We start from the raw sequence: 25147 nt of genomic DNA, 5'->3' as shown, positions 1-25147 counted from the left end.
CCCGGGAAACCGATGGACAGACCCGAGATGGACAGACCCAAGGAGAAGCCGTGCGATCAATCAAGCGCCGATCAATCAAACGCCGTGCCATGGCAGGTGTAGGCGCAGCCCTGATGGCGGGGTCGGTGCTGGCACAGCCGGCACTCGCCGCAAACGACGATGCCGCACCGAAGGGCACCTTCAGCTTTGCCGTGATCGGCGACGTACCCTACGGCGATGCGGAGTTCCAGGCTTTCCCGTCCTACATCCAGGACATCAACGCCCACAAGGAACTCTCCTTCGTGGCCCACCTCGGGGACATCAAGAGTGGCTCCTCCAAGTGCACCGACGAGTACTTCGCCGCAATCCGGAAGAACTTCGACACGTTCACGCTGCCCCTGGTGTACACGCCCGGGGACAACGAATGGACCGACTGCCACCGGACGAACAACGGCGCCTACAACCCCCTCGAGAGGCTGGACCAGGTCCGCGAAACCTTCTTCCCGAAGCCGGGCACCACGCTGGGAACCCCGATGAAGGTCCGCTCCCAGGACCGGCTCGGCTTCCCCGAGAACGTGAACTTCAGCAGGCACGGCATCGCCATTACCGCCGTGAACATCACCGGCAGCAACAACGGCCTCCTGCCCTGGTCAGGGCTCGGCAACACCGCACCCACTGCCGAGCAGGCGGAAGAGGTCCGGGACCGCACCGCGGCGGACATCAGGGAACTGACCGACACGTTCCGGAAGGCCCGCGAGAACGACGACCGGGCCGTCGTCGTCATGACCCAGGCCGACATGTTCGACCCAACCGTCACCGCCCCCACGCAGGCAAACTACAGCGCGTTCACACCGCTGGTCCAGACCCTGATCCGGGAATCGAACGCCTTCGGCGGCCCGGTCTACCTGATCAACGGCGACAGCCACGTTTTCAACCGGGACTACCCGCTGGCGGCCGGTTCCCCGTGGCTGGACTTCTACGGCCAGGACACTGCCGCGAACAACCTGACCAGGGTCACCGTTGACGGATCGGACAACGCCAAGGACTGGCTCAAGGTCACCTCCACCAAGCCGGGCGCATCCGGCGTCCTGTCCTTTGAACGGATCCCCTTCACCAAGGCTGTCTCCTAAGGGACTACGACGACGGCGGGTCGCCCTTGCGGGGGCGCCCCGCCGCCGTCGCTATTGAGCTGGAGCAGCGCTCCAGCGATCTAGTGGTCTGTGCAGCCCTAACCGGCGGCGGTGTAGTCGAAGCTGACCTCTCCCCACCCTTCAAAGCGGCCGGTGATGCGGGTGCCGGGGACCATCCTGGCTGCGGCAAGGCAGCTGCCGGGAAGGATCAGCTGGCCGGCTTTCAGGGTGATGTCGTACTCCGCGACCCGGCGGCACAGCCACACCAGGGCGGACACCGGGCTGCCGTAAATGTCCGCGGTGTTGCCCTTGGCCACGACCTCACCGTCGAAGGTGATCACGCCTGGAGTGTCGGAGAGGTTCACTTCGCTGAGGCTCCGCGGCTGGCCGCCGAGGATGACGCCGGCACTTGAGCCGCTGTCAGCCAGCGTGTCGAAGATGCCGATGTTCCAGCCGCGGACCCGGGAATCGATGATCTCCAGGGCGGGCACCACGAATTCGGTGGCGGCAATGATGTCGGCCACGGTCACGTTGGCACCGCCCACGTCGCGCTTGAAGACGAAGGCCGGCTCCAGTTCGATGTACGGCTCAATGAACTCTGCCTCGGAGCGGGGCAGGTTTCTCCGGGTAGAACTGGCTGGCGAGCAAGTACCCGTAGTCGGGCTCATCCACGCCGAACTTTGCCTGCATTGCCTTGGCGATGGTCCCCAGCTTGAAGCCTGCGATGCTGTCACCGGCGGCCACCTGGCGCCGGATCACTTCCTCCTGGACCCGGAAGGCGTCAGCGACGGTTGGCCCGTCTTCGGCCCGGATCAGGGTGTCGACGGGCGTCCGGGTCGCCTTGGCGTCAAGGATGCGGTCGGCGGTCTCAAGGATGTTGATTGGCACCTCGAGTCCCGGCCGGACGCCGCCAGTGCCCGCGAGGCGCTGGACCGCCTGCACCCCGTGGGGCGCGTGGGCCGCCCCGCCGACGTCGGCGACCTGGCCGTCTTCCTGGCCAGCGACCGGTCTGCCTTCCTGACCGGAGAGACCGTGGTGCTCGACGGCGGCAGGACGGCAAAGCTGCCGCTGCCGTGAACGGTGGATGGCCCATCCGGGGGCATCCAGGCCGAAACCCAATCGGCTCCACATACTAAATAAACACCCGATATAGTGGAGGGCATTATGGACGACCCTCCTTCACATATGCCCTGGCCCCTCACCCACTTGACCGGCAAGCCGGTTAGCACGGGAGAGGGGCGCCCCCAATGAATGAATGGATCATGATCGGGATCGGCCTGATCCTGACAGTCGGCACCGGGTTCTTCGTCGCATCCGAGTTTGCCCTGGTCAATCTTGACCGCAATGACCTGGAAGCACGCCAGGCCCGGGGCGAGAAGCGCCTTGCCCCCACCATCAAAGCCCTGAAAATCACCTCGACACACCTTTCCGGCGCGCAGTTGGGCATCACCCTCACCACCCTCCTGACCGGTTACACCTTTGAGCCGGCCATCAGCAAGTTGCTGAGCGGGCCGCTGACGGCGGCAGGGTTCCCGGCGGGCCTCGTGCCCAGTGTCGGTGCCGTCGTCGCGATTTTCATCGCCACCATCTTTTCGATGGTGATCGGCGAGCTGGTGCCCAAGAACTTCGCGCTGGCGCTGCCGCTGGCCACCGCCAAGGTGGTGGTCCCGTTCCAGGCCCTTTTCACTGCGGTGTTCAAGCCCGTCATCCTCCTGTTCAACAACACCGCGAACGCCATCATCAGGTCCTTCGGCATCGAGCCGAAGGAGGAGCTGTCAGGTGCCCGCAGCGCCGAGGAGCTGAGCTCGTTGGTCCGCCGCTCCGCGCTGGAAGGCGTCCTCGACCTGGACCACGCGGCCCTGCTGCACCGGACGCTGCGCTTCTCCGAGCACAGCGCCGCCGACGTCCTGACCCCGCGCGTGCGGATGACCGCCGTAAACACCGATGACACTGCCGAGCAGATCATCGCGCTGGCCAGTTCCACCGGCTATTCGCGGTTTCCCGTCATCGGCCGGGACCGGGACGACGTGCTCGGCGTGCTGCACGTCAAGCAGGCCTTCGCCGTGGCCCTGGGGGAGCGCGCGAACGTTCTCGCCGCCGACCTGATGATCGAACCGCTCATGGTCCCCGAATCCATGGGCGTCGACTCCCTCCTGGTGCTGCTCCGCAAGCAGGGCCTCCAGGTGGCCATCGTCTCCGACGAGCACGGCGGAACGGCCGGCATCGTCACCCTGGAAGACCTGGTCGAGGAAATCGTGGGTGAACTGGAAGACGAGCACGACCGCGCCCGCGTGGGCGTGGTCCGGACCGGCCGCTCCATCACCTTCGACGCGTCGCTGCGCCCGGATGAGCTCCTGGACCGGACCGGCATTGCCGTTCCCGACGGCGAGGACTACGACACCGTGGCGGGTTTCGTCGCGGACCGGCTGGACCGCATCCCCGAACTCGGCGACGAGGTGGCCGTCGACGGTGGCACGCTCCGCGTGGAGCGGGTGGCCGGCACCCACGTGGGGCGCCTGAAATTCACGCCGGAGGAAACGGAAGACCCGCCCCAGAGCGCGCACGACAGGATCATCGACAGCCTTACACAGGAGCTGACCCATGAGTGAGTACCTTCCGGGCATCATCTGGCTCGCCGTCCTGCTTGTGGTCAACGGCTTCTTCGTTGGAGCCGAGTTCGCCGTCATCTCCGCCCGCCGGTCGCAGATCGAGCCCAAGGCGGAGGCAGGCAGCAAGGCCGCGAAAACCACCCTGTGGGCCATGGAGCACGCCACTCTCATGCTGGCCACCAGCCAGCTGGGCATCACTGTCTGCTCGCTGGTGATCCTGAACGTTTCCGAACCGGCGATCCACCACCTGCTGGAGATCCCGCTGGGACTGACGTCCCTGTCCGGTGAGGCGATCGGCATCATCGCCTTCGTGGCGGCGCTGCTGCTGGTGACCTTCCTGCACGTGGTCCTCGGCGAGATGGTCCCCAAGAACATCTCCTTCTCGGTCCCCACCCGCGCAGCGCTCATACTTGCACCGCCGCTCGTCGTGGTGGCGCGCGTCTTCAAACCGGTGATCTGGACCCTGAACGGCATCGCCAACTCCATCCTCCGCCTGTTCCGGGTGGAGCCCAAGGATGAGGCCACCAGCGCCTACACCCTGGACGAGGTGGCCAACATCGTGGAGCAGTCCACGCGGGAAGGTGTCCTGACGGACAACACCGGCGCCCTCACCGCGGCCTTCGAGTTCACCGCGAAGACCGTGGCCGACGTCGAGGTTCCCATCGCGGAGATGGTGCTCCTGCCGGCGTCGTCGACGCCGGCGGACATCCAGCGTGCGGTGGCCGAGCACGGTTACTCCCGCTACATCCTGACCGACGACGACGGCGACCCCTCGGGTTACCTCCACCTGAAGGACGTCATGGATCTCACCTCGGAGGAGAAATTCAGCCGGCCCGTTCCGGAGAAACGCATCCGCCGGCTGGCCTCGACCTTCCGCGGCAGTGAGCTCGAGGATGCGCTCGCCACCATGCGCCGCACCGGCGCCCATGTGGCGAGGGTCTTCGACGCGCGGGGAAACACCACCGGCGTGCTGTTCCTCGAGGACATCATCGAGGAGCTGGTGGGCGAGGTGCAGGACGCCACCAGCAGCTCCTCATAAAACCAGAAACAAATAGAACCCGGAACACAAACGAGTCCGGTGGCTGACGGCTGATGCCGCCGGCCACCGGACGCGGTGGTTAATGCTGGCTCTACTTGTTGGTTACCGCCTTGGGGCCGGCGGTGCCGCCGAGCGTGGATTCAACCCACACGGTGCCCGGGTTGGTGGTGCCGGCTGCCGCGTTGCGGAACCGCAGGGTCCAGACGCCGCCCGTTGCCGGTGCCACGGCCGCGGTGACGGGTGCCTGGCCCAGGACCCGGCCGGTGGGTCCGCCGACGCGGACGGTAACGGTGCCGCCGACCACAGAGCTGGTCCCGTCAATCCGGAGGTCGCCCGTCTTCCACTGGGAGACGCCGATGGTCACCCGGTCCGGAACCGGTACTACCTTGACTTCATCGGTCCGGACCGTTGTGCCAACAGTTACGGTGAGCCGGAACGTGAGCGCGTTGTTGGTCATCGGGGTCCTGAAGACCGGGAGGCTGAACGTCGGCTTGAGGGTGGTGGCCCCGCTGAGCGTGACCTGGTCCGGGTCGGTGGCGCCGGCCGGGACCTGCTCCCACTTGTAGGTTGCCCCGGTGGTGCTCGAACCGGTGCCGTCAAGGGTGACCGTGGTGGCCGTGGTGCGCCGGACCACGTTCTGGTCCGGCCCGGCGACTGCGACGACGGCTCCCTGTGCGGTGACGGAGGTGGTCTTGGCCGATTCGGGGCTGCTGCCGTTGGCGTTGCTGGCCTTGATGGTGAACTGGTAGGCGGTGTCGCCCGCGAGCCCGTCGTAGACGAGTGACGTTGCGGTGCCGGCTGCCGTCTTGGGGATACCGAATGCCTTGCCGTCAGCGGTGTACGCCTGGAGGGTGTAGCCGGTGATCGTCAGGCCCGGGGCGCCAGGATCCGGGGCGGTCCACGTCAGTGTCGCCGTGCCCTGGCCCACCACGGGTGCACCGGAGAAGGCCGGTGTGGCGGGAACCGGATCGTTAGTGACGGTGAAGACGGCCTGGTTGATGGCGGAGACGTTGCCCGAGGGGTCGAACGCGGCAAACCGCAGGGTGGTGGTGGCCGGGATGTCCATCGGGCCGGTGTAGCGGATGGCCGTCGCGCCGAGGACGCCTCCGGAGAGGACCGGATCGGAACCGTCGGTGGTGTAGTAGATGTCGCTGCCCGTCTCGCTGGCGGTCAGCGTGACGCGCTGGGCGACCGGGGAGGTGCCGCCGTTGGGGGTGGCGGATACACTCGGCGCCGTGGTGTCCGTCACCGGGATGGCCTGGGCGGCGGGGTAGGTCTCGCCGACGCTGCTGACGCCCACCACGTACACGTCGTAGTCCTCGCTGGCGGCGAGGCCGGTGATGGTGGTACCGGTGGCGGCCTGGCCGGAGATGCGCTTGCCGATTTCCACCCGCTCGTTTGCGGTTACGGTCTTGGCGACTGCAACGGCACGGTAGCCGGTGATGGCCGGGGTTCCGGGGATGGCTTCGGCCGGCGTCCAGTTGAGCTTGATGCCACCGGAAACCTTGGCGGCCGTGATGCCTGAAGGTGCGGGGGGACCGGACTGCAGCGGGCCGTTGGGGCAGCCGCCCATGCCGGGGCCGCCGGGCTCGCCGTACTCGGCGATGGTCAGGCCCTGCCGGTTGGCGTCTGCGTCCTCGAACTCCCAGGCCATGGCGCGCTCGCCCAGCCCTGCATTGGCGGCGATTTCAGCGGTGGCGGCGTCGTCGAAGTTGTAGGTGGCGGTGAAGCTGTCGCCCGCGATTTCCAGTCCGGAGGTGTAGCCGCCCTTGGGGGCCGGGGTAAGCGGGCCCGGGATGGCGCGGATGTCTCGCCGGGCCACCGTGGTGTCCTTGAGTGCCGGCTCAATGATGCGCTGTTCCAGCTGGGCAGGGTTGACCCCGGCGCCGATGTGGCCCTTGACGGTGAGGGTGCTGCCGCTGAGCGTGGCATCGCCGGTCACGTAGGTGTCCTGGACAGTGGTCTCGCCGGCGGCGGTGGCGCCGAACCTGAGGGAGACGACGTCGCCGGGGAGGATGTCCGGGGTAACGTTCAGGCCGGTTCCTGCACCCCAGCAGTACCCGCCGGGGTGGTTGACTTCGAAGGCCACATCGCCGGCCGCGACCACGCCTTCCGCGGAGCCGATGATCTTGCCGGCCCGCTTGACCTCGACGGTGCCGGTCTGCCCGAGGTGGTCCTGGTAGCCCTCAAGCGTGACGAAGTCACGGTTGGGGAAGACGACGATGTTGTCCGGGAAGGTAGGGACGGCGGCGCTGGCGGCCGGAATGGCGAACATGGATGTTGAGCAGATGACCGCGGAGACGGTGACAAAGACACCGGCCCTGCGGGCGCCGTGAGAAGTGTGCGCTCCCGGCTCGCTTTGTGCTGATTTCATGATGACCTCATCGATCCGAGGTGCGCGACCTTCACGCACAATCACAGAATCAAGAAGGCCCCTTGGGGAAACGCTGTGCGATTTGGCTCGGAGAAACATGCGGCAGCACCGGATTGACCGTACTTTTTGGGCCCCCCACGTGGAGGGGCCCATGAGGGGACGCGGGTGGTTTGCCCACGTCAGCGCTGGCATTCCGGGCGTTTAACCGGCCGGCGGACGTGCACCCCGCAGAGGGGTGGGAACCCCCACTTCCCCCAGTGCGGGGGGATCAGAATTCCGGGTTTCCCCAAGGGAATGGCCGGAAATCAGGCCGGCCCTAGCTCTGGCGGGCCTTCTTCGCTGCCTTTTTGGCAGCCTCGTCCTTGACCCGCTGGGCTTCGGCGCGGACGGCGGCGTGCGTGGCCCGCTCGGCGACCAGCCATGCGGGGGGAGCCTGCAGCAGCGCGGTGATTTCCGCCGTCGTCAGTGCCTCTTCAACGCCGCCGCGGGCCAGGCCGCTGATGGAGATGTTGAGCTTCTGCGCCACGACCGGGCGGGGGTGCGGGCCGTTGCGGCGGAGTTCGGCCAGCCACTCCGGCGGGTTGGACTGCAGCTCGGCGAAATCCGCGCGGGTGATGGTTGAATCCTGAAACTCCTGGGGCGTCGCAGGCAGGTAGATGCCAAGCTTCTTGGCAACGGTGGCCGGCTTCATGGACTGGGAGTTAGCAGAGGTCATGCATTAAGGGTATCCGGCTGGACCGGTTCCCCCGACCAAGCCTGGAGCCTACGCGCGCCACCCTGTGCATGCCGGTGGCAGTACTGTGAAGGTGTGCCCGCTGAAGATGACCCCGCCCTGGACCCGGCCGTGCCGGAGTCCCCGCCGCGCGAGCTCCGCTTTGCCTACGTTGCCGGCGTGACGCCGGGGAAATGGATCCGGCGCTGGGAGGAACGGATGCCGCACGTCCCCCTGCGGTCGTTCATGTCCGACGGCGGCACGCAGCTTTCGGTGCTGAGCGACGGTTCGGCGGACCTGAGCTTTGTCCGCCTCCCTGTGGAGCGCGAAGGCCTGAACGTCATCCCCCTCTATGAGGAACAGCCTGTGGTGGTGGCGCCCAAGGGCCACGAAATCACCGTGTTCGAGGACGTTGCGCTCGAGGACCTGGCCGAGGAAACCTTCCTCGACGCCGATGAGCTGGGCGGGCCGGAAATGGCCCTGCAGGTGGTGGCGTCCGGCGCGGGCCTGCTGATACTTCCCATGGCCGTGGCGCGGCACTTCAACGTCAAGGACACCGTGGCCCGCCGGCTCACGGGGGCGCCGGGAACGCAGATCGCGCTCGCCTGGCCCAGCGATGCCACGGACGAGGTCATCGAGGAGTTCATCGGCATTGTCCGCGGCCGTACGGCGCAAAGCTCACGGCAGCCGTCCGCCCGGCAGGAGAAAGAAAAGAAGGCTCCCAAGCCTGACCGGCGCGGCAGCGGTGCAGGGGCGGCCGGCAAGAAGCCGAAGGTCGCCCAGCGCTACGCCCCCAACCCGGACAAGGGCCGGGGCCGCGGCTCGCGGAAAAAGGGCAAGCGGTAGCGCCGTCCGCAACATGTGCCGACGGCGCTGCCGTTTTGCCGGTGTTTCAGTTGTGGCGCTTCAGTTCAGTTGCTCAGCGGGTGCCGGTGGTGAAGCTCCAGGCCGTGCTGGCCAGGGGAGTGCCTGCCACATCCCGTACTGCTGCAGGCCCGCCCGTGACGGTGGCGGTGTACCTGGTGCTCGCAGCAAGCGTGGCTGCCGGGTTGAGGATCCACTGGTTGGTGGTCCCGTTGCGGGTAACGGTGGCTGCCACCGCCGCGCCGGTGGCGGCGTTCTTCAGCGTGAAGGTGGCGGTGCCCACGCCGTTGACGGGCTTGCTGAACGTTGCCGTGATGTTGGCCGTCCGCGGCGCCCCGGTGGAGTTCACTCCAGGAGCCCGGGAGGACACCGCGGGAGCGGAGCTGGTGGTGAACCGCCAGCTGGTCGAGGCCAGCGGCCGGTTAGCCAGGTCGCGGATTGTGGCCGTGCCGCCGGTCAGAGTGGCGGTGTAGGAAGTGCTCGGGGTGAGCAGGGCGACGGGGTCGAGAGTTGCCCGCCGGGTTGCCTGGTCGTAGGTGACCGTCGCCGGGATGGTGGCCCCGGCGGCGTTCTTGAGCGTGAACGTGCTGCCGGAGACGCCCTGGACGAACTCACTGAAAGTTGCGGTGACGTTCGTGCCGGTACCAACGCCGGTGGCGGCCGAGGCGGGTGCCCGGCCCGTGACGGTTGGAGCCACCGTGTCCGCCGGTCCGATCTGCACGGTTCGTGCGGCTACGGCGCTGACGTTGCCGGCTGCATCCGTTGCTCGGACGTTGAACACGTACGTCCCGTTGGCCTGTGCATCCCAGGTTTTGGGTGCCGCGCAGGTGGGGTCCCAATCGGCGTTGCTCGGCAGCAGCTGGCATTCAAACCTGGCTCCGGCCTCGCTGCTGAAGTTCAGCGTGGGCGTGTTGTCGAGGGTGGGCGTTGACGGGAACGGTGCGGTGACCGAGGCCACCGGCGCGGCGCTGTCCACGGTGAACGTCAGCGTCGGGGAGGTCAGGAACTGCGGAACGCCTGCCGGAACAACCCCCGTCAGCGGATCCGGGACGTAGGCCGGGTTTGCGGTCCTGGACTGTATCTTGTGGGCGCCCTGGCCAAGTGGCGCCAGCCGGGCGGAGTAGCTTCCGCCGGCCAGGGTGGTGGCTACGGGGGTTGCCGCGCCGTCCACGATCAGCTGCACTGGTGCGGTGCTTCCCGCCGGCAGGGCGCCGGTGAAGGTGGGTGCCGTGACGTTGGTGATGTTGTCCGTGGCGGAACGTCCGCTGTCACTGGCTGCCGCCAGATCGGGCGTGGCGGGGGCGCCGTCGGACCCTTCTGCTACCAGTCCCTGCACAGTAAACGTGCTGACGGTCAGGGTGTTGATCCCCGGACCGCCGGCGTTGGGACCGGTGATGACGACGGCGTTGGTGCCGGAGGGCGCGCCGGTGACCGCCCGTGGGGTGTTGATGTCGCCCAGGGTTCCGGGCGCGGCACCCACCTGGCGGAGGAAGGTGGCGGTGCTGCCGGCCTTGTAGTCGCCCAGGAAGGCGGCGCCGACGCCCGCCCAGTTGCAGGGTGCCGTGGGGCTGGGCGCACACACGCCCGAGTCGAGGGTGACCCTGATGCGCCCGACCGCGGCATTCTTGGGATCGGCTTCGGAGGTGAACACGTTCACGCCGTACGGGTGGGTGATGGTGTAAGAGGTGTTTGGCAGGATGTTTTCGACGATGAACCGGAGCCTGGCAAAGCCCATCTGTTCGCCGGGTTCCACCACGCCGTTTGTGTGGGCGCCCTCCAGCGCTGCCTCATAAAGCCGCAGGTTCCCGCCGGTCGCCTCGGCGTTGAACCAGAACGCCTCCTCCGGAAAGTTGTCCGGATACGACGCCGGCGCAGCGGGGTCGGGCGGCTCGGAGAGGCACCCGGCACCTGCCATGTAGCAGAGCTGCAGCTTCACCGTGCCGTCGGAAAACCAGGTGGGAAAGCCGTTGGACGGATCCACGGGTCCCACCCGCGGCCAGCGGCGACAAAGCGGCGGTCAGCAGGGCGCCGGTGGCAACGGCTGCCAGTCCGCCCCTGGTGCGTGTGCGGTGGAATTTCGGAAACATGGTGACTCCTTCGATGGTCAAGATGGCCCCCAGAACCTCTTAGGCCAGGCCGGGCGATTGCCCCAGCCACCGCAAGCTTCAAATACAGACCTTGGATAAATGCCCGGCAGGTCCGCCCTCAAACGGCCCCCCGCCAACCCCTGTGGGGGGACCACCTATTCAGGTGGGACGGGCGGTCGCCGTCGGCGCTTCCCAAGGTTTTCTGGAGTCGCGCGGCGCACCATGGCTCTGTTTCCACTTTTGGCCGGCGCCAACGCCGGCGCCATCACAACCAGCTGGGAGGACGTCATGGCAACAACACGGAGGGACGTGTTGAAACTAAGCCTGTTAGGCGGCGCAGTCGCCGTCACAGCATCAAACGCGGGGCCGGCGCTCGCCGGTGTTCCGGGCAGTGTCGCCGGACGCCGGGGGGCGGACGATGCTGAGACGGCGATCACCACGCCAAGCACGCTCGCCCCGGCAAACATGCCGGTTCCGTTTACCACCGTCTTCCGGCGCCCGCCGGAACTGCTTCCCTACGCCACTGGCCGGGACCGCGACGGCACGCCGTTTGCGAAGTATGCGCTGAACCAAAAACTGGGCAGGGCCCAGATCGCGCGCGGCCTCAGCACCACCCTGGCGGGGTACAACGGCATCTTCCCGGGCCCCACCGTCCGCGTGCAGCAGGGCACGCGGAGCGAACTGAGGATCAGCAACCGCCTGCCTGCGACCGGCCTGCTGTACCCGAACACGTTCAACACCGTCACACACCTGCACGGTTCGGCGTCGCTGCCCCAGTACGACGGGTACGCCAACGACCGGACTGCACCCGGCAAGGTGAAGAACTACCACTATCCGAACTGGCAGGCGGCGCGGACGCTCTGGTACCACGACCACAACCACATGCTGACGGCGCAGGGCGTGTACTCGGGACTTGCCTCCATCTACTCGATCACCAACGCCGCTGAGCGGGCGCAGCTGCCCCAGGGCGAGTTCGACGTGCCCATCCTGGTCTCGGACGTGATGCTGAACGCCGACGGGTCCCTGGGCTACAACGACAACGGCCACGCCGGCCTGTGGGGCGACATCATCATGGTCAACGGGGTGCCGTGGCCCACCATGAAGGTCAAGCCGCGCATCTACCGGTTCCGGTTCCTGGTCGGCTCGATCACCCGCTCCTACCGCTTCGCCCTGTCCAACGGCGACCCCTTCCATGTGGTGGGCACCGACGCCGGGATGACCCCGAAGGTGCAGGCGGTGTCGTCGTGGCGGCAGGGCACAGCCGAGCGCTACGAGGTGCTAATCGACTTCCGGAAGTTCAAGCCGGGCCAGTCCGTGGAACTGCTGAACCTGAGCAACAAGAACAACGTGAATTTCGCCAACACCGGCAAGGTGATGAAGTTCCAGGTGGTGGCCGATTCTCCCGCCCAGCCAGGCTCACGCACCATCAGCTCCATCCCCACGACGCTGGACCCGGGCCCGCCCCCGAGCCGCGCCACGGGCGGGTTGGACACCATGAAGCTGACCCCTGACATGGCCGTGGCCAAGCGGATCCTCCGGGTCCAGCGGCAGAGCGGTCTATGGACCATCAACGGTGAGACCTGGGATGACGTGGAGAAATCCAACTTCACCCGGTGCTTCGCCAACCCGCAGCGCAACCAGGTGGAGCAGTGGACCATCGTCAATGAGTCCGGCGGTTGGTTCCACCCGGTCCACATCCACCTGATCGACGGCAAGATCATCGGCCGCAACACCAACGGCGGCAAGCCCTTCGCGTGGGAAGGCGGACCAAAGGACGTCTTCTATGCGGGCGAGAACGAGTCCGTCACGGTCCTCATGCAGTTCGACACCGGCAAGCACGTCGGCGGCCGGTACATGGTGCACTGCCACAACCTCGTGCACGAGGACCACGACATGATGGTCCAGTTCTCCGTAGGCGACCTGCGGAACAACGATCCCGTCAACGCCGACAAACCCGTGCTGGAGACGCGGCCCGAGGGGTACTACGCGTCGAAGTACAAGCTGGCCTACCCGGCGGGGACCTGAACATGAAGCGGACGCTCCTGATCGCACCGGCGGTGCTGCTGGCCTTCTCCCTGGCCGGCTGCACCGGCGGTGTCCAGGCGAGCCCCACGGCAAACCCGGCTCCCACCCCGCCCGAAAGCACCGCCGCCGCCGCGGACCGGGTCCTCGCGCAGGCCGAGGAGGGCCAGGACCTGGGCAACGGGCGGCCCACCGTCAGCTATGACGGCCTGATGGTCCGGCGCAGGGTGGCGATTGCCGTCCACACCGGGCTGGACGCCGACGTCGCCGGCATCCGCAAGCGGCTGGACGCTGCCGCTGCCGCACGGGGCACCGTCCTGTCCGACATTTCGCCTGATGTTCTGGAACCCGCTGTGCTGCAGCAGATGGTTCCCGAGGTCATCGTGGCACTTCCCTCAAAAGCCACGCCGGACGACGGACGCACCATTGTGCGGGCAGTCACCGAGGAGGACACCGGGAAACTGGGCGTGAAGAACTTCTACGTCCTTCCGGTCCTGGTGCATGACCTGCGCTTCAGTGTCGCTGCAGCGGACCCCGCCGCAGTGTCGGCTGCGGTGGACAGGGAGGGCATCGTCTCCGACGCGCTCGGAAACTACAGCACCGTGGCCCAGGGCGGGCAGCTCAGCATCAGCTACACGGGCCCGCTGCTGGGAGACGAAACCGTGGAGAGCGTCCGCTCGGGCATCAGCAGGCAGGCGAACGTTCCTGCCGCCGAGGTGACCGTCGCCCCAAGGTCGGCGTCCGGAACCGGCGTGGACATGGCCGCCGAACCGCCGTGGGACGCGGAGCAGCTCGCAGGCCAGGCAATACATCCGCACACGGAGTGATTAGGAGAAAACAGTGAGGAGCATGTCCAGCCCCACCATCCGGGACGTTGCCGAACGGGCCGGGGTCTCACTGACGACGGTGTCGTACGTGCTGTCCGGCAGGAGCGGAGGAACCACCCGGATCAGCCCGTCGACGCATGAACGCGTCCTGGCCGCCGTCGACGATCTTGGCTACGTGCCCAACCAGGCGGCGCGGGGAATGCGCCGCGGCAGGACCGACCTGGTGGCCATCGCCGTTGAGGACCTGGAATGGCCGGCGGACCGGGCGCTGGCCACGGCCGCCGCCGCGATACTTCCGCGGCACGGCTACCAGCCGGTCATCCTGCTCGGCCAGTCGTGGCGGAAGTTCATGCTGGCCGGCGGCGCCGACGGCGTGATCGTGGGTGTCCTGCCCACCTCTGAGGAGGAGGACCACGCCATCGCCGAACTGACCAGGCGCGGCATCGCACAGGTGGTCATCTCTGAATCGGTGCACGCCGAACAGGCGGTCGCGCTGCTGGTGGACCGGATGGCGGAGTACGCGGCCAAGGCCGCAGAAAACCCTTCCTGGAAGCGCCTCAGCGGACATGCACTCTTCGGCGGCGGCGCGCTGCAGCTGCTGAACGAGGTGCTGTCCGCAGCCGGCGCCTTTGCCGAACAGATCCCCGTCTTCTAGGAACCAGCCTTCCAGGAGCCGGGTGTCGGCAGCCGCGTAACAATCGGACCTTCGCCCTGCCCGCGTTCGGTGCAGGGTGCCGGCGGTTCGAGCCCGTCATGGTCCGTAGCCCGCCGCAACATCAGCCGATTTCGAGGCCCTTTTCTGTCGCCATGCGTCATCCGGTGTCCCCGGAAGACGTCCCCCATTACGCACTGTTTACTCTGAAGTCCCCGCACGTCCCCGAGCCGCTATCCGCGGCCCCGGCCGGCAGGTTACGCCTCGTTTCCCCTCGTGACCGTGTCCTTCAGGCGGTGGTCCATCTCTGCTCTCATGGTGGACACCAAACGCCTTGAACGACCTGCTGAAGGGAAGCACGCCATGACCTCCGGAACCGGGCCGATACCGAAAATCAGCCTTCAAAACATCACCAAGAAGTTCACGGTGCGGCCCAGCAAGGACAATCCGGAAGGGGCGGTCCTGACCGCCCTGGACGGGATCTCCCTTGATGTCTCCGCGGGCGAATTCATCACCCTGGTGGGCCCCAGCGGGTCCGGCAAGACCACCCTCCTGGACCTCCTGGCCGGCCTCACCAAGCCGGACACCGGCCAGGTGCTGGTGGACGGCCGGGAAGTGTCGGGCCCGGGCCGGGACCGCGCCGTCGTCTTCCAGCAGTATGCGCTGTTCCCCTGGCGCACGGCCGCCGCGAACGTGTCCTTCGGCTTGGAGGGGGTGGGCAGCGACGGGAAGCGCTACACCCGCAAGGAACGGGCCGGGAAGGCACGCGAATACCTTGAGCTTGTGGGCCTCGGCGGGTTTGAAGACCGTTACCCGCACGAGCTGTCCGGCGGCATGAAGCAGCGGGTGGCCATCGCCCGCAGCCTGGCTTACGAGCCGGACATCCTGCTGATGGACGAACCCTTCGCCGCACTGGACGCCCAGACGCGCGAGCAGCTCCAGACCGAGCTGCTCCGGATCTGGGCCACCACGGGCAAGACCATCATCTTCATCACCCACGGCATCGATGAGGCCGTGTACCTCGGCCAGCGCGTGGCCGTGCTCAGCTCCCGGCCGGGACGGCTGAAGGAAATCGTGGACATCGACCTCGGGGACCGCTCCGGTGACGAGGACGTCCGCTCCAACCCGGCCTTCGTGGAACACCGGCACAAGGTCTGGTCGCTGCTGCATGACGAGGTGCGCCGTGCCCAGGAAGCCGGGCACGCAAAGATCCAGCCCGACGGAACGGCGCCGGACGAAACCAGGACCATCACCACCGGAAAGGCAGCCTGATGAGCGTGCCAACACTGACCAAGGAAACGGAAACACGCACCGGTCCCGCGGCCGCCGGGGAAACAACGGCCCAGCGCAATCCGGCGCTGCGCCCAGGATCCGGCAAGACACCTGCAGCCAGGCTTCGCCTGTACGCCCTGCAGGGCGGCAAAGCCGTCTGGGGCGCCGGGGCCATCATCCTGTTCCTCCTGCTCTGGGAACTGGGACCCACCTACCTCGCGCCGGCATCGACGAGGGTTTTCCTTCCGCCCCTGCACGTGGTGCTCGAGGCGCTGGGCACACTCATCGCAAACGGCCAGCTGCAGAATCACCTCGCCGCCAGCCTGAGCCGCTCCGCGAGCGGTTTTGGCATCGCCGTCGTCACCGCCGTGGCCCTCGGGCTGCTCGTGGCCTGGTACGGCGCCCTCGACCGCTTCCTCAACCCGCTGCTGGAGGTCTTCCGGAACACGGCCGCACTGGCCCTGCTCCCGGTGTTCACTCTGCTGCTGGGCATCGGGGAGACCTCCAAGATCAGCATCGTGGCCTACGCGGCGTTCTTCCCGGTCCTGCTGAACACCATCGCCGGCGTCCGGACCGTCGACCCGCTGCTGATCCGAGCCGCCCGCTCACTCGGGCTGTCCAACTTCCAGCTGTTCCAGAAGGTGATCCTGCCGTCCGCCGTACCCACCATCTTCACGGGCATACGGATGGCCGGCACGTCCTCCATCCTCGTCCTGATCGCCGCAGAGATGGTTGGCGCCAAGGCCGGGCTCGGCTACCTGATCGTCAATTCCCAGATGAGCTTCCTGATCCCGGACATGTACGCGGGCATCCTGACCGTGTCCCTGCTCGGCCTGGTCGTCAACTACCTGCTGGTCGCCGTCGAACGTCATTTCTCCCGCTGGCGGACCGCCGTTGGATCCCGGACCGCCTGACCCGCCCTCCCTACCCAAGGAACCAGACCATGACTGAACGCCAACTCCACCTGAATGCCTTCCTGATGAGCACCGGACACCATGAGGCGTCCTGGCGTCTCCCTGAGAGCGACAGCTTCGCCGGGACGCAGGTGGCCCACTTTCAGCAGCTGGCCCGCACCGCCGAGCGCGGCACCTTCGACTCGATCTTCTTCGCAGACTCGCCCGTGCTGCACGGCGACGTGCGCCAGCGCCCCTACGGGACGCTCGAACCAACGGTCCTGCTCAGCGCCATCGCCGCCGTGACCAAGCGGATCGGCCTGATCGCCACCGCCTCCACCACCTACAACGACCCCTACAACCTGGCCCGCAGGTTCGCCTCGCTGGACCACATCAGCGGCGGCCGGGCCGGCTGGAACGTGGTGACGACTGCGGGCGAGGCTGCCGCGCGGAACTTCTCCCTGGAGGACCAGCCCGCGCACTGGCGCCGCTACGAGCGCGCCGCTGAATTCCTCGACGCCGCCAGGAAGCTCTGGGACAGCTGGGAGGATGACGCCGCCGTGGGGGACAAGGCCGACGGGGTCTGGGCGGACAGTTCCCGGGTCCACGCCATCAACCACACCGGCCGCTACTTCCGGATCCAGGGTCCCCTGGACGTGCCGCGTTCACCCCAGGGCCACCCCGTCATCGTGCAGGCCGGCTCGTCGGAGGACGGCAAGGACTTCGCCGCGCGCTACGCCGAAGCGGTGTTCACCGCGCAGCAGACCCTGGCCGAGGCGCAGCGCTTCTACGCCGACCTGAAGCGGAAGACGGCCGCCGTGGGCCGGAACCCGGACCACATCAAGATCCTGCCCGGCATTGTCCCGGTGATCGGCTCCACCGAGCACGAGGCGCGGCGGCTGGAAAAGCAGCTCGATGAGCTCATCCATCCTGAGCACGCGCGGAAGCAGCTGGCCGGCGTCCTGCGGGTCTCGCCGGAATCGCTGCCGCTGGATGCGCAGCTGCCCGAGGACCTCCCGTCGGAGGACGCGATCGAGGGGGCCAAGAGCCGCTACACGCTGATTGTGGAACTCGCCCGGCGCGAACGGCTCACCGTCCGCCAGCTCATCGGCAGGCTGGGCGGCGGCCGCGGGCACCGCACTTTCTCCGGCACACCCGAACAGGTGGCGGATGCCATCCAGGAGTGGTTTGAGAAGGGCGCGGCCGACGGCTTCAACATCATGCCGCCCGTGCTGCCCTCGGGCCTGGACGCCTTCGTGGACCACGTCATTCCGATCCTGCGGTCCCGCGGGCTGTTCCGCCGGCAGTACACGGGGAACACACTGCGTGAGCACTACGGACTGCCGCGGCCCGTTAGCGTCTTCGCCCCGGCAGGCGCCGAGGAGGCCGTCCCTGCCTAGGCTTCCTGCTGCGCGGGCTGTTCCTGCTTGACGGCCAGTTCCTGCTGCTCGTGCAGGGGCTTGCGGGCCAGCCAGGCAGCGACAATGGCGCCCGAGATGTTGTGCCAGAGCGAGAAGACGGCGGAGGGCAGGGCTGCCAGGGGCGTGAAGTGGGCGGTGGCCAGTGTCGCCGCCAGGCCGGAGTTCTGCATGCCGACCTCGAACGCGAGTGCCCTGCGCGCCTTGGCGTCCAGACGGCCCAGCTTGCCTGCCAGGTAGCCGAGCCCCAGGCCGAAGCCGTTGTGCAGCACCACGGCCAGGAACACAATGCCGCCGGCGGCCAGGATCTTGCTGGCGCTTCCCGCCACCACCACCGCCACGATCAGGGAAATAACGACGGCGGACGCCCAGGGGAGCGCCGGCAGCGCCTTGGCGACGAGGTTCTTGAGGAACAGCCGGGCCAGGAGGCCGGCGACCACCGGCAGCAGCACGGTCTTGACGATGTCCAGCACCATGCCGCCCGCGTCGATGGTCAGGAAGGAACCCGCCAGGAACAGCACCAGGACGGGCGTGACCACCGGGGCGATCAGGGTGGATACGCTGGCAACCGCCACGGACAGGGCCACATCGCCCTTGGCCAGGAACGCCATCACGTTGGAGGCCGTGCCGGAAGGCGCGCAGCCGACGAGGATCAGGCCGACGGCGAGTGCGGGCTCCAGGTGGAGGAGGGTGGCGATCGCCCAGCCGGCGCCGGGCATGATCACGTAGTGGGCCACGATGCCCAGCACCACGGCCCAGGGCCTGCGGGCAACGGCCGTGAAGTCCGGCGGGGTCAGCGTCAGGCCCATGCAGAACATGATGATTCCCAGGAGGTACGGGACCGCCGGGCCGAGGGGTTTGAAGGCGCCGGGAAGCAGGAACCCGGCAATGCCGGCTGCGAGCACCAGGAGGGGGAAGACGGTCACCGCGACGCGCGCAATCCTGGCTTCCGCGGCGAGGGCCGGGTTCAGGGGTGCGGCGCCGGCCTCCGTGGCCGGAGGAGCGGGTACGGGGTCTTTTGTTGCCTCAAGCATTCAATAATGCTGGCACCTGAGTGCCGCGGCGCCCAATCCATGACTGATGTCAGACAAATGTGTCGTTCCGGAAATTTCTCCGTGGTACGGCGGGACCCTGATCGTCCTCGGTGCGATACTGGATTGCACTGGATCGGCATTCAAGGGGACGGAATGATCCTAGACACGGCAACACTGCGGGTTGCCTTCGCGGCGATGGCCCTGGTCCTGGCGCTGCTGTTCTACTTTTCAACGTTCCGCAGCACCCGCTCGCCCTACAGCGCCTGGTGGTGCGCCGCCCTGCTGCTGTTCCTCTCCGGCTCGGCATCCTTCCTGCTCAACGGCACGCCGCAACAGGTCTGGGCCAACCCGCTGGGCAACTTCCTGCTCGTGTCCGGCGCGGCAAGTGTCTGGGCGGGGGCTCGTTCCCTCCGGAACCTGAAGTACAACCTGTGGCTGTCCGTGGCGCTGCCCGTCACCGCCGGCGCCGCAGCCGGTGTCGACAGCCCGGGATCCAACACGTGGGCCGGCGGTGCAGTTTTCCTGGCGTCCATGGCCGTGCTTATCGGGCTGGCTTCGCACGAATTGTGGCGGCTTGAACCCGGCTACTCCCGGGTGCGGATCCCCATGGCCATCGCGGCCGGGGGGGTGGCCTTCTTCTACTCGTGCCGCCTGGTGGTGTTCCTGATCCAGGGGCCAAACGGTGCCGTTTTCACAACCTACTTCGGGTCCGCGGTGACCACCATGGTCACCATGGTGCTGCTGGTGGTGGTTTCCTTCAGCATGGCGGGGCTGAGCACCGAGCAGCAGACCCGGGCGCTGCGGACGGTCGCCACCCAGGACGGGCTCACGGGCCTGCTTAACCGCGGCGCCTTCCTGGAGGCGGCGGCCGGAGAGCTGGAACGCAGCAGGACCGCCAACAGCGGCGGCTCGCTGATCCTCGCCGACCTGGACCACTTCAAGTCGGTCAATGACACTTTCGGCCACGCGGCCGGAGACCTGGCGCTGCAGGCGTTTGCCGAGGCGTGCAGCGCATCGGTCCGGTCCACGGATGTCGCGGGGCGCTACGGAGGCGAGGAGTTCATCCTCCTGCTTCCCGGGGCCGGCCCCAAGAGCGCCGAAATTATCGCGGGTGAAATCAGCAGGAGGCTGGCGGAGCAGCACATTCCGGAGCTGTTGCGGATGCCGACCGTCAGCTACGGCATTTCCACCTACAATGCGGGGACGGCCGACCTCGACGAGGTGATCGCGGCCGCTGACGTTGCCTTGTATGAAGCCAAATCGCAGGGGCGGAACCGCACAGTGAGGGGCTGAAATGGAGCCGGCGCCCGCTTAGAGCAGGCGCCCTGTCCTTAAACGCAGGCACCGGATCCGGAATGCATGGGGGACAATCCGGACCCGGTGATCCTGACTCGCAGCCGGAGACTACGGTCTTTCATCAGGCATAGCCAGTGTGTTCCGCCATCCTTGTAGAAAGGTGGGAGCACCTTGGGGGGTGGCCGTGTTCCGCCGCCCCCAAGGCAGCGGAACACGGCGGTTTTTCAGTTCTTCCAGCCGCGCGTCTGCTAGGCCGCGCGCACGAACGTGACGGGGCCCGTGGCGGTGAGCCAGGACAGCGGGTGGGCCATGGTGGCGTTGATGCCGTTCATGCCGCCGCTGATGACCTTGCCGCCGCCGGCGTAGATGGCTACGTGGCCGGACTGGACCACCATGTCGCCGGGCTGCGGGGTGGAGACCACCTTGCCGTGGGCCAGGAACTGCATCGGCGCGAGGTCACCCACACGGATGCCGGCGGCGCCGAGGGCCTTCTCCACCATGGCGGTGCAGTCCTGCGTGATGCCGATCTGGGAGTAGGCCGAGGCCAGCATGGCCGCGTTGACGCCTGCGGCAGCCTTGACGGCAGCCTTGACGGGTGCCTTCGGGGCGGGGGCCGCGGCCTTGACGGTGATCTTCGGTGCGGGCGCGGCCGGCGCGGGAGCCACAGCCTTAACGGCGACCTTCGGTGCGGGAGCGGCAGCGACGGGGGCCGCGGCCTTCTCGACTGCCGGCTTTGCTGCCGGCGTTGCAGCGGCGGGTACTGCCACCGCTGGAGCGGGTGCGGACTGAACCGCGGGGCGCTCAAAGTTGATCTTGACGCTGGAGGCGGCGTTCAGGGGAGCCTGGACCTGGCCGGCCGTCGCGAAGACGCCGGAGGGAGCTTGGGCCTGCTGGGCCGGAGTGTTGGCGGCGTTGGCCGCGACGGTGCCGGTGAAAGCCAGGCCGGATGCTGCAAGGATGGCCGCAGCACGGCGGCCAGAAATAAAGCGGAACGACATGAAGAAGCCTCTCCCGATGCCTGCGAGGTGAGCTGTCGGATTCGGATGGGAGGCACCCGGCCGCGGTCCTGAGCGTGGTCAGGAGCTGTGCGGCTTCACCCCAAGGCCTGCTTCAAGCAGGCCGAAAAGTGGTTTCCCCGTCTCTGCCGGACATGGGTCTACGGTTGGTTCCTCGGGCTGCGGCAGAGTTAGGCAATCAGCGCGGGAGTGCCTCATCGGTGAAAAAGGCACGTTTTCCACCGTACGGGAGGCTTCGTCCAATGTCACATTCAGGTAACGGGACCGTGTCGTTCACGACATGTTCGCCCGCGTCATGTATGGGTTCGGGGTTTGATTTGTGTGGTGAACCTCACTCTGCGGCGTTGAGTTTGCCGGCGAGCCGTTCCCGCATCTGGATGCTGGCGGAGTTAAGGCCGACCAGTTCCACCTCGCGGCCGTGCCTGCGGTATTTCTCCGTGACAGAGTCCAGCGCGGCGATGGTGGAGGCATCCCACAGGTGGGAGGCGTGCAGGTCGATTACCACGCTGTCGATGTCCGGCTCGGAGTCGCGGGCGTAGTCGAACTGCGTGTACAGGTCGTTTGAGGAGGCGAAGAACAGCTCGCCGTCCACCGTGTAGGTGGCCACCGTCCGGCCGTTGAGCTCCACTTCCGTCCGCTCCACGGTGGCGAAATGGGCCACTCGGCGGGCGAACATCGCCATCGCTGCCAGCACCCCGACGCCGACGCCGATCGCCAGGTTGTGCGTGAGCACCACGGTGCCCACCGTGATCAGCATGACGGCGGTCTCCGACTTGGGCATCCGCTTCAACGTTGCCGGTGCAACGGAATGCCAGTCGAAGGTGATGGCCGAGACGAAGATCATCACCGCCACCAGCGCCGCCATGGGGATGAGGCCCACGATGTCGCCCAGGGTGACCACCAGCACCAGCAGGAAGGCGCCCGCGAGGAACGTGGATACCCGGCTCCGGGCGCCGGAGCCCTTGACGTTGATCATGGTCTGCCCGATCACGGCGCAGCCGCCCATGCCGCCCAGGAACCCGGTGACTATGTTGGCCACGCCCTGGCCCCAGGATTCGCGGGTCTTGTTGGAGCGGGTATCGGTGATGTCGTCCACGAGCTTGGCCGTCATCAGTGATTCCAGCAGCCCCACGAGCGCCATGGACAGCGAGAACGGGGCGATGGTCTGGAAGGTTTCCCACGTCAGGGGCACATTCGGGATGAACAGCGTGGGGAGGCTTGCCGGCAGCTGACCCTTGTCCTGGACGGTGGGGACATCGATCCCGGACACGACGGCGAGCACGGTCAGCAGGATGATGGCCACCAAAGGTGACGGCACCGCCGTCGTAATCCGGCGGAAGCCGACGACGATGAGCAGGCCGGCTGCGACCAGCGGATATACGGGCCAGGAAACCCCGATCAGTTCCGGCAGCTGTGCCATGAACACGAGGATGGCCAGCGCGTTCACGAAGCCCACCATCACTGAGCGCGGGATGAAGCGCATGAGCCGGGTGACGCCCAGGACGGCGAGCAGGATCTGGAACACCCCGGCGAGGATCACCGCGGCAATCAGGTGGTCCAGGCCGTGGCTGCGCATCAGCGGCGCGATCACCAGGGCGACGGCGCCCGTTGCGGCCGAGATCATGGCGGGCCGGCCGCCCACGAAGGAGATGGTGACGGCCATGGTGAAGGAGGCGAACAGCCCGATCCGGGGATCCACTCCGGCGATCACGGAGAAGGCGATGGCTTCCGGAATGAGGGCAAGGGCCACCACCAGTCCGGCGAGGGCCTCGGTCTTGAGGCGCCGCGGGGAACGGAGCGTGGCCCGGACGGACTGGAGCTGTTCGGGCTTCATGGAACTCTATTTCTTGGTCTGGCGGTAGCGCTCGATCTGCTTCAGCCGCCGCAGGAGGCTGTCGCGCCGCGGGTGGGGAACGGCATCGGGCGCCTCGGCGGTGAGGTCGATGTGTTTGGTGCCGTACTGCCAGAGCAGGAGGTCATCCAGGAGGCGGTCCGGGCCGGGGGAATAGCGGTGGTCCAGGGCCCTGCGGACCTCGGTGATCCGGTTGGCGCTGAGCAGCCCGGCAAGCTGCACTGTCTGCTTGAGTCCGTGGGCCGCCAGGAGTTCGGCCGCCCATCCCCAGTCATCATCTACTTTACGGTCTACGTGCGGAAGCAGGGTGCGCCAGACGTCGCGGATGCGGTTGGGGGTGAGCTGGGCCGCACCCTCGCCGTCCACGTCCCAGTAGCTGCGGACCTCCTCGTAGCGTTCATGGAGGTCGGCGAAGGCGCTCTCCACGGTCTCCAGCATGGCGGCGGTGGCGGTGAACTGGCGGTCGAAGTGCGGTGTCCAGGCGCGCGGGTCCTCGGCCTTGAACCGGATGTCGTGCTCGATCTCGCTCCAGGCATGCGCGAAGACGGTGCGGATCTGGCATTCGAAGAAGTAGCTGCCGTTGGGCGCGACCTCGGGGTTGAACACCTGCTGGTAGTTCTTCACGACGTCGTTCTGGATGGTGCGCAGGATCAGGTGCCGGCTGGAGTAGCCGTAGGTTCCGGACTCGATGGAGCCGATGTCCTTTTCGCGGTCCCCGCGGCAGTCGAAGAGGTTCCGCTGGCGCTTGATCAGGTTGGCCACGAGGGCGTTCTCCGCCGGCAGCTTGGTGATGACGCGCACGCCCACCATGTCGTTGAGGGTCCGGAAGGGGTCCGGGAACTTCAGGAGCCTTGGTCCGCCCGGCTCCAGCGGCTCCTCGGTCCGGGAGATCTTCTCCCGGAAGGAATCGACCGATTTGGTGCGGCCGGTGACGAACAGGGGGGTGACCTCGGTGTCCTTGAGCATAGTCCGCAGGACCTGCAGGACTTCCCGGGTGACTAGCTTCAGGGCAGGCCGGACTCGTTCATAGAGTTCCACGCTTTCCTGCACGGAGTCGCGCTGAGTGACGTCCAGGCGATCCCAGTTGCTTGCCATGGTTCCAAACTATCAAGGCGGTGCGACAGCGCGCCGGTGACACCCCTGCCACTGCAGCCCCTTCTGCCCCACGGAAGCGGCGCCCATGTAGGCTCGGGACATGGGTTTTGTGGATCCTAGGAGGATGCAGTGAAGCGGCAGAAGTACCACTACGGTGACCACCCCAGCCAGTGGGGCGAGCTCTTCCTGCCGGAGATACCTGCCGCACGCAACGGCAGGCCGCCATCCCCGCGCGGCGTCGTTGTGGTGATCCACGGCGGCTACTGGCGCTCGCAGTACGGCGCCGAGCTGGGTGAACCGCTGGCGAAGGACCTCGCGGCGCACGGCATCGTGGCCTGGAACCTGGAGTACCGCCGGGCCGGCAACGGCGGCGGCTGGCCGCGGACCTTTGAGGATGTCCTCGCCGGGATCGACAAACTGCGTGAGGTGGCCGGCGAGCACGACCTCGACCTGAACCGCGTGGTGGCGCTGGGGCATTCGGCCGGCGGACACCTGGCTGTCTGGGCGGCCGGCCGGGACCGGCTTGCGGGACTCGGCGCGGCCGACGCCGACCGGCAGGTCGACCGGAACCTCAATGGTGAGGCCGTCCACCTGACTGGCGTGGTCAGCCAGTCCGGGCTGCTCAACCTGGCGCAGGCGGAGTGGCTGGACCTCAGCAACGGCGCCGTCAGCAACTTCCTGGGCGGTTCCGCCGAACGGTACCCCAAGCGGCACAGGTACGCGGACCCGATGAGCGCCGTGCCGCTCACCATTCCGGTCTACGCAGTCCACGGGCTCGACGACGACACCGTGCCGGTAAGCCAGTCCGAGGCCTACGCCACGGCCGCTCGCGCAGCCGGGGCGCCGGTCCAGGTGGTCAAGGTGCCGGGCGACCACTTCTCGTTGATCGACCCCAAGGCCCCGTCCTACCGGAAATGCCGCGAACTGGTGCAGGAGCTGCTGCAGCTTTAGGCCCTTCGGCGCCGGCCCTTAGAGG

21 protein-coding genes and 1 riboswitch are annotated in these 25147 nt (G+C 67.3%); of the genes, 13 read left to right on the top strand and 8 right to left on the bottom strand.

Annotation, left to right across the window (positions count from 1 at the left end):
* Positions 1–50 precede the first annotated feature (50 nt).
* The gene (locus ACFVTE_RS03755; RefSeq protein ID WP_387097013.1) at positions 51–1109 is read left to right on the top strand and encodes a hypothetical protein; all 1059 of its coding nucleotides are present in this window, start codon (positions 51–53) and stop codon (positions 1107–1109) included.
* 98 nt (positions 1110–1207) lie between these two features.
* Here ACFVTE_RS03755 and ACFVTE_RS03750 read toward each other — a convergent pair whose 3' ends face one another.
* The gene (locus tag ACFVTE_RS03750; RefSeq protein WP_387097166.1) at positions 1208–1777 is read right to left on the bottom strand and encodes a 2-keto-4-pentenoate hydratase; all 570 of its coding nucleotides are present in this window, start codon (positions 1775–1777) and stop codon (positions 1208–1210) included.
* Here ACFVTE_RS03750 and ACFVTE_RS03745 point away from each other — a divergent pair.
* From ACFVTE_RS03745 to ACFVTE_RS03735, 3 genes are all read left to right on the top strand, one after another.
* Positions 1689–2186, top strand: coding sequence for an SDR family oxidoreductase (locus tag ACFVTE_RS03745; protein WP_387097010.1), 498 nt, complete (start codon positions 1689–1691; stop codon positions 2184–2186). The genes ACFVTE_RS03750 and ACFVTE_RS03745 overlap by 89 nt on opposite strands.
* 170 nt (positions 2187–2356) lie before the next feature.
* Positions 2357–3718: a hemolysin family protein gene (locus ACFVTE_RS03740; protein WP_387097007.1), complete on the top strand. Its 1362-nt coding sequence runs from the start codon at positions 2357–2359 to the stop codon at positions 3716–3718.
* Positions 3711–4757 carry a hemolysin family protein gene (locus ACFVTE_RS03735; RefSeq protein ID WP_387097004.1) on the top strand — a complete coding sequence of 349 codons (1047 nt, stop codon included), beginning with the start codon at positions 3711–3713 and terminating at the stop codon, positions 4755–4757. The genes ACFVTE_RS03740 and ACFVTE_RS03735 overlap by 8 nt, the downstream gene beginning before the upstream one ends.
* A 91-nt stretch (positions 4758–4848) precedes the next feature.
* Here the strand turns inward: ACFVTE_RS03735 and ACFVTE_RS03730 are convergent, their stop codons facing one another.
* Both ACFVTE_RS03730 and ACFVTE_RS03725 read right to left on the bottom strand, forming a co-directional pair.
* Complete coding sequence (locus ACFVTE_RS03730) at positions 4849–7131, bottom strand: fibronectin type III domain-containing protein (protein WP_387097001.1); 2283 nt, start codon at positions 7129–7131, stop codon at positions 4849–4851.
* Positions 7132–7447: 316 nt separating this feature from the next.
* On the bottom strand, positions 7448–7846 hold the full coding sequence (locus ACFVTE_RS03725) for a DUF5997 family protein (RefSeq protein ID WP_387096998.1): 399 nt from the start codon (positions 7844–7846) through the stop codon (positions 7448–7450).
* Positions 7847–7939: 93 nt separating this feature from the next.
* On the opposite strand from ACFVTE_RS03725, the gene ACFVTE_RS03720 reads away from it, so the two are divergent.
* The gene (locus ACFVTE_RS03720) at positions 7940–8689 is read left to right on the top strand and encodes a substrate-binding domain-containing protein (protein WP_387096995.1); all 750 of its coding nucleotides are present in this window, start codon (positions 7940–7942) and stop codon (positions 8687–8689) included.
* A gap of 73 nt (positions 8690–8762) precedes the next feature.
* Here the strand turns inward: ACFVTE_RS03720 and ACFVTE_RS03715 are convergent, their stop codons facing one another.
* Positions 8763–10688, bottom strand: a complete 1926-nt coding sequence (locus ACFVTE_RS03715) for an Ig-like domain-containing protein (protein WP_387096993.1) — start codon at positions 10686–10688, stop codon at positions 8763–8765.
* A 328-nt stretch (positions 10689–11016) separates the two neighbouring features.
* Here ACFVTE_RS03715 and ACFVTE_RS03710 point away from each other — a divergent pair, with 328 nt between their 5' ends.
* From ACFVTE_RS03710 to ACFVTE_RS03685, 6 genes are all read left to right on the top strand, one after another.
* Positions 11017–12819 (top strand): multicopper oxidase family protein, encoded by a 1803-nt coding sequence (locus ACFVTE_RS03710; protein ID WP_387096990.1) that lies wholly within the window; start codon positions 11017–11019, stop codon positions 12817–12819.
* A 2-nt stretch (positions 12820–12821) separates the two neighbouring features.
* Positions 12822–13643: a hypothetical protein gene (locus ACFVTE_RS03705; protein ID WP_387096987.1), complete on the top strand. Its 822-nt coding sequence runs from the start codon at positions 12822–12824 to the stop codon at positions 13641–13643.
* Between the two features lie 22 nt (positions 13644–13665).
* Positions 13666–14298 carry a LacI family DNA-binding transcriptional regulator gene (locus ACFVTE_RS03700; protein WP_387096985.1) on the top strand — a complete coding sequence of 211 codons (633 nt, stop codon included), beginning with the start codon at positions 13666–13668 and terminating at the stop codon, positions 14296–14298.
* A gap of 360 nt (positions 14299–14658) precedes the next feature.
* Positions 14659–15567: an ABC transporter ATP-binding protein gene (locus ACFVTE_RS03695; RefSeq protein ID WP_387096982.1), complete on the top strand. Its 909-nt coding sequence runs from the start codon at positions 14659–14661 to the stop codon at positions 15565–15567.
* Positions 15567–16481, top strand: a complete 915-nt coding sequence (locus ACFVTE_RS03690; protein WP_387096979.1) for an ABC transporter permease — start codon at positions 15567–15569, stop codon at positions 16479–16481. The genes ACFVTE_RS03695 and ACFVTE_RS03690 overlap by 1 nt, the downstream gene beginning before the upstream one ends.
* Before the next feature lie 29 nt (positions 16482–16510).
* Complete coding sequence (locus ACFVTE_RS03685; protein ID WP_387096976.1) at positions 16511–17860, top strand: LLM class flavin-dependent oxidoreductase; 1350 nt, start codon at positions 16511–16513, stop codon at positions 17858–17860.
* Here the strand turns inward: ACFVTE_RS03685 and ACFVTE_RS03680 are convergent.
* On the bottom strand, positions 17857–18912 hold the full coding sequence (locus ACFVTE_RS03680; RefSeq protein WP_387096973.1) for a bile acid:sodium symporter family protein: 1056 nt from the start codon (positions 18910–18912) through the stop codon (positions 17857–17859). The genes ACFVTE_RS03685 and ACFVTE_RS03680 overlap by 4 nt on opposite strands.
* A gap of 153 nt (positions 18913–19065) precedes the next feature.
* On the opposite strand from ACFVTE_RS03680, the gene ACFVTE_RS03675 reads away from it, so the two are divergent.
* On the top strand, positions 19066–20205 hold the full coding sequence (locus tag ACFVTE_RS03675; RefSeq protein WP_387096970.1) for a GGDEF domain-containing protein: 1140 nt from the start codon (positions 19066–19068) through the stop codon (positions 20203–20205).
* Between the two features lie 251 nt (positions 20206–20456).
* Here ACFVTE_RS03675 and ACFVTE_RS03670 read toward each other — a convergent pair whose 3' ends face one another.
* The 3 genes from ACFVTE_RS03670 to ACFVTE_RS03660 form a co-directional block, all read right to left on the bottom strand.
* Positions 20457–21206, bottom strand: a complete 750-nt coding sequence (locus ACFVTE_RS03670) for an NlpC/P60 family protein (RefSeq protein ID WP_387096967.1) — start codon at positions 21204–21206, stop codon at positions 20457–20459.
* A gap of 3 nt (positions 21207–21209) precedes the next feature.
* Positions 21210–21411, bottom strand: a riboswitch (cyclic di-AMP (ydaO/yuaA leader).
* A gap of 144 nt (positions 21412–21555) precedes the next feature.
* Positions 21556–23058: a SulP family inorganic anion transporter gene (locus ACFVTE_RS03665; RefSeq protein WP_387096964.1), complete on the bottom strand. Its 1503-nt coding sequence runs from the start codon at positions 23056–23058 to the stop codon at positions 21556–21558.
* Between the two features lie 6 nt (positions 23059–23064).
* Positions 23065–24171 (bottom strand): GTP pyrophosphokinase family protein, encoded by a 1107-nt coding sequence (locus tag ACFVTE_RS03660; RefSeq protein WP_387096962.1) that lies wholly within the window; start codon positions 24169–24171, stop codon positions 23065–23067.
* Positions 24172–24300: 129 nt separating this feature from the next.
* Between ACFVTE_RS03660 and ACFVTE_RS03655 the strand changes: the two genes are divergently transcribed.
* Entirely contained in the window at positions 24301–25122 is an 822-nt protein-coding gene (locus tag ACFVTE_RS03655; protein ID WP_387096959.1) for an alpha/beta hydrolase, read from the top strand.
* The last annotated feature ends 25 nt before the right edge of the window (positions 25123–25147 follow it).

This window comes from Arthrobacter sp. NPDC058097, assembly GCF_042884885.1.
Lineage (GTDB): Bacteria > Actinomycetota > Actinomycetes > Actinomycetales > Micrococcaceae > Arthrobacter.
The sequence above is the reverse complement of the archived record's forward strand: the minus strand, read 5'-3'. Positions and strand labels throughout refer to the sequence as shown.

What these genes read in the sequence shown, in the direction of transcription:
- ACFVTE_RS03745 (WP_387097010.1), top strand. Translation starts at nt 1,689, where the DNA reads ATGTACGGCTCAATGAACTCTGCCTCGGAGCGGGGCAGGTTTCTCCGG.
- ACFVTE_RS03690 (WP_387096979.1), top strand. Translation starts at nt 15,567, where the DNA reads ATGAGCGTGCCAACACTGACCAAGGAAACGGAAACACGCACCGGTCCC.
- ACFVTE_RS03685 (WP_387096976.1), top strand. Translation starts at nt 16,511, where the DNA reads ATGACTGAACGCCAACTCCACCTGAATGCCTTCCTGATGAGCACCGGA.
- ACFVTE_RS03735 (WP_387097004.1), top strand. Translation starts at nt 3,711, where the DNA reads ATGAGTGAGTACCTTCCGGGCATCATCTGGCTCGCCGTCCTGCTTGTG.
- ACFVTE_RS03730 (WP_387097001.1), bottom strand. Translation starts at nt 7,131, where the DNA reads ATGAAATCAGCACAAAGCGAGCCGGGAGCGCACACTTCTCACGGCGCC.
- ACFVTE_RS03695 (WP_387096982.1), top strand. Translation starts at nt 14,659, where the DNA reads ATGACCTCCGGAACCGGGCCGATACCGAAAATCAGCCTTCAAAACATC.
- ACFVTE_RS03705 (WP_387096987.1), top strand. Translation starts at nt 12,822, where the DNA reads ATGAAGCGGACGCTCCTGATCGCACCGGCGGTGCTGCTGGCCTTCTCC.
- ACFVTE_RS03710 (WP_387096990.1), top strand. Translation starts at nt 11,017, where the DNA reads ATGGCTCTGTTTCCACTTTTGGCCGGCGCCAACGCCGGCGCCATCACA.
- ACFVTE_RS03725 (WP_387096998.1), bottom strand. Translation starts at nt 7,846, where the DNA reads ATGACCTCTGCTAACTCCCAGTCCATGAAGCCGGCCACCGTTGCCAAG.
- ACFVTE_RS03700 (WP_387096985.1), top strand. Translation starts at nt 13,666, where the DNA reads ATGTCCAGCCCCACCATCCGGGACGTTGCCGAACGGGCCGGGGTCTCA.
- ACFVTE_RS03665 (WP_387096964.1), bottom strand. Translation starts at nt 23,058, where the DNA reads ATGAAGCCCGAACAGCTCCAGTCCGTCCGGGCCACGCTCCGTTCCCCG.
- ACFVTE_RS03740 (WP_387097007.1), top strand. Translation starts at nt 2,357, where the DNA reads ATGAATGAATGGATCATGATCGGGATCGGCCTGATCCTGACAGTCGGC.
- ACFVTE_RS03750 (WP_387097166.1), bottom strand. Translation starts at nt 1,777, where the DNA reads ATGAGCCCGACTACGGGTACTTGCTCGCCAGCCAGTTCTACCCGGAGA.
- ACFVTE_RS03680 (WP_387096973.1), bottom strand. Translation starts at nt 18,912, where the DNA reads ATGCTTGAGGCAACAAAAGACCCCGTACCCGCTCCTCCGGCCACGGAG.
- ACFVTE_RS03660 (WP_387096962.1), bottom strand. Translation starts at nt 24,171, where the DNA reads ATGGCAAGCAACTGGGATCGCCTGGACGTCACTCAGCGCGACTCCGTG.
- ACFVTE_RS03670 (WP_387096967.1), bottom strand. Translation starts at nt 21,206, where the DNA reads ATGTCGTTCCGCTTTATTTCTGGCCGCCGTGCTGCGGCCATCCTTGCA.
- ACFVTE_RS03675 (WP_387096970.1), top strand. Translation starts at nt 19,066, where the DNA reads ATGATCCTAGACACGGCAACACTGCGGGTTGCCTTCGCGGCGATGGCC.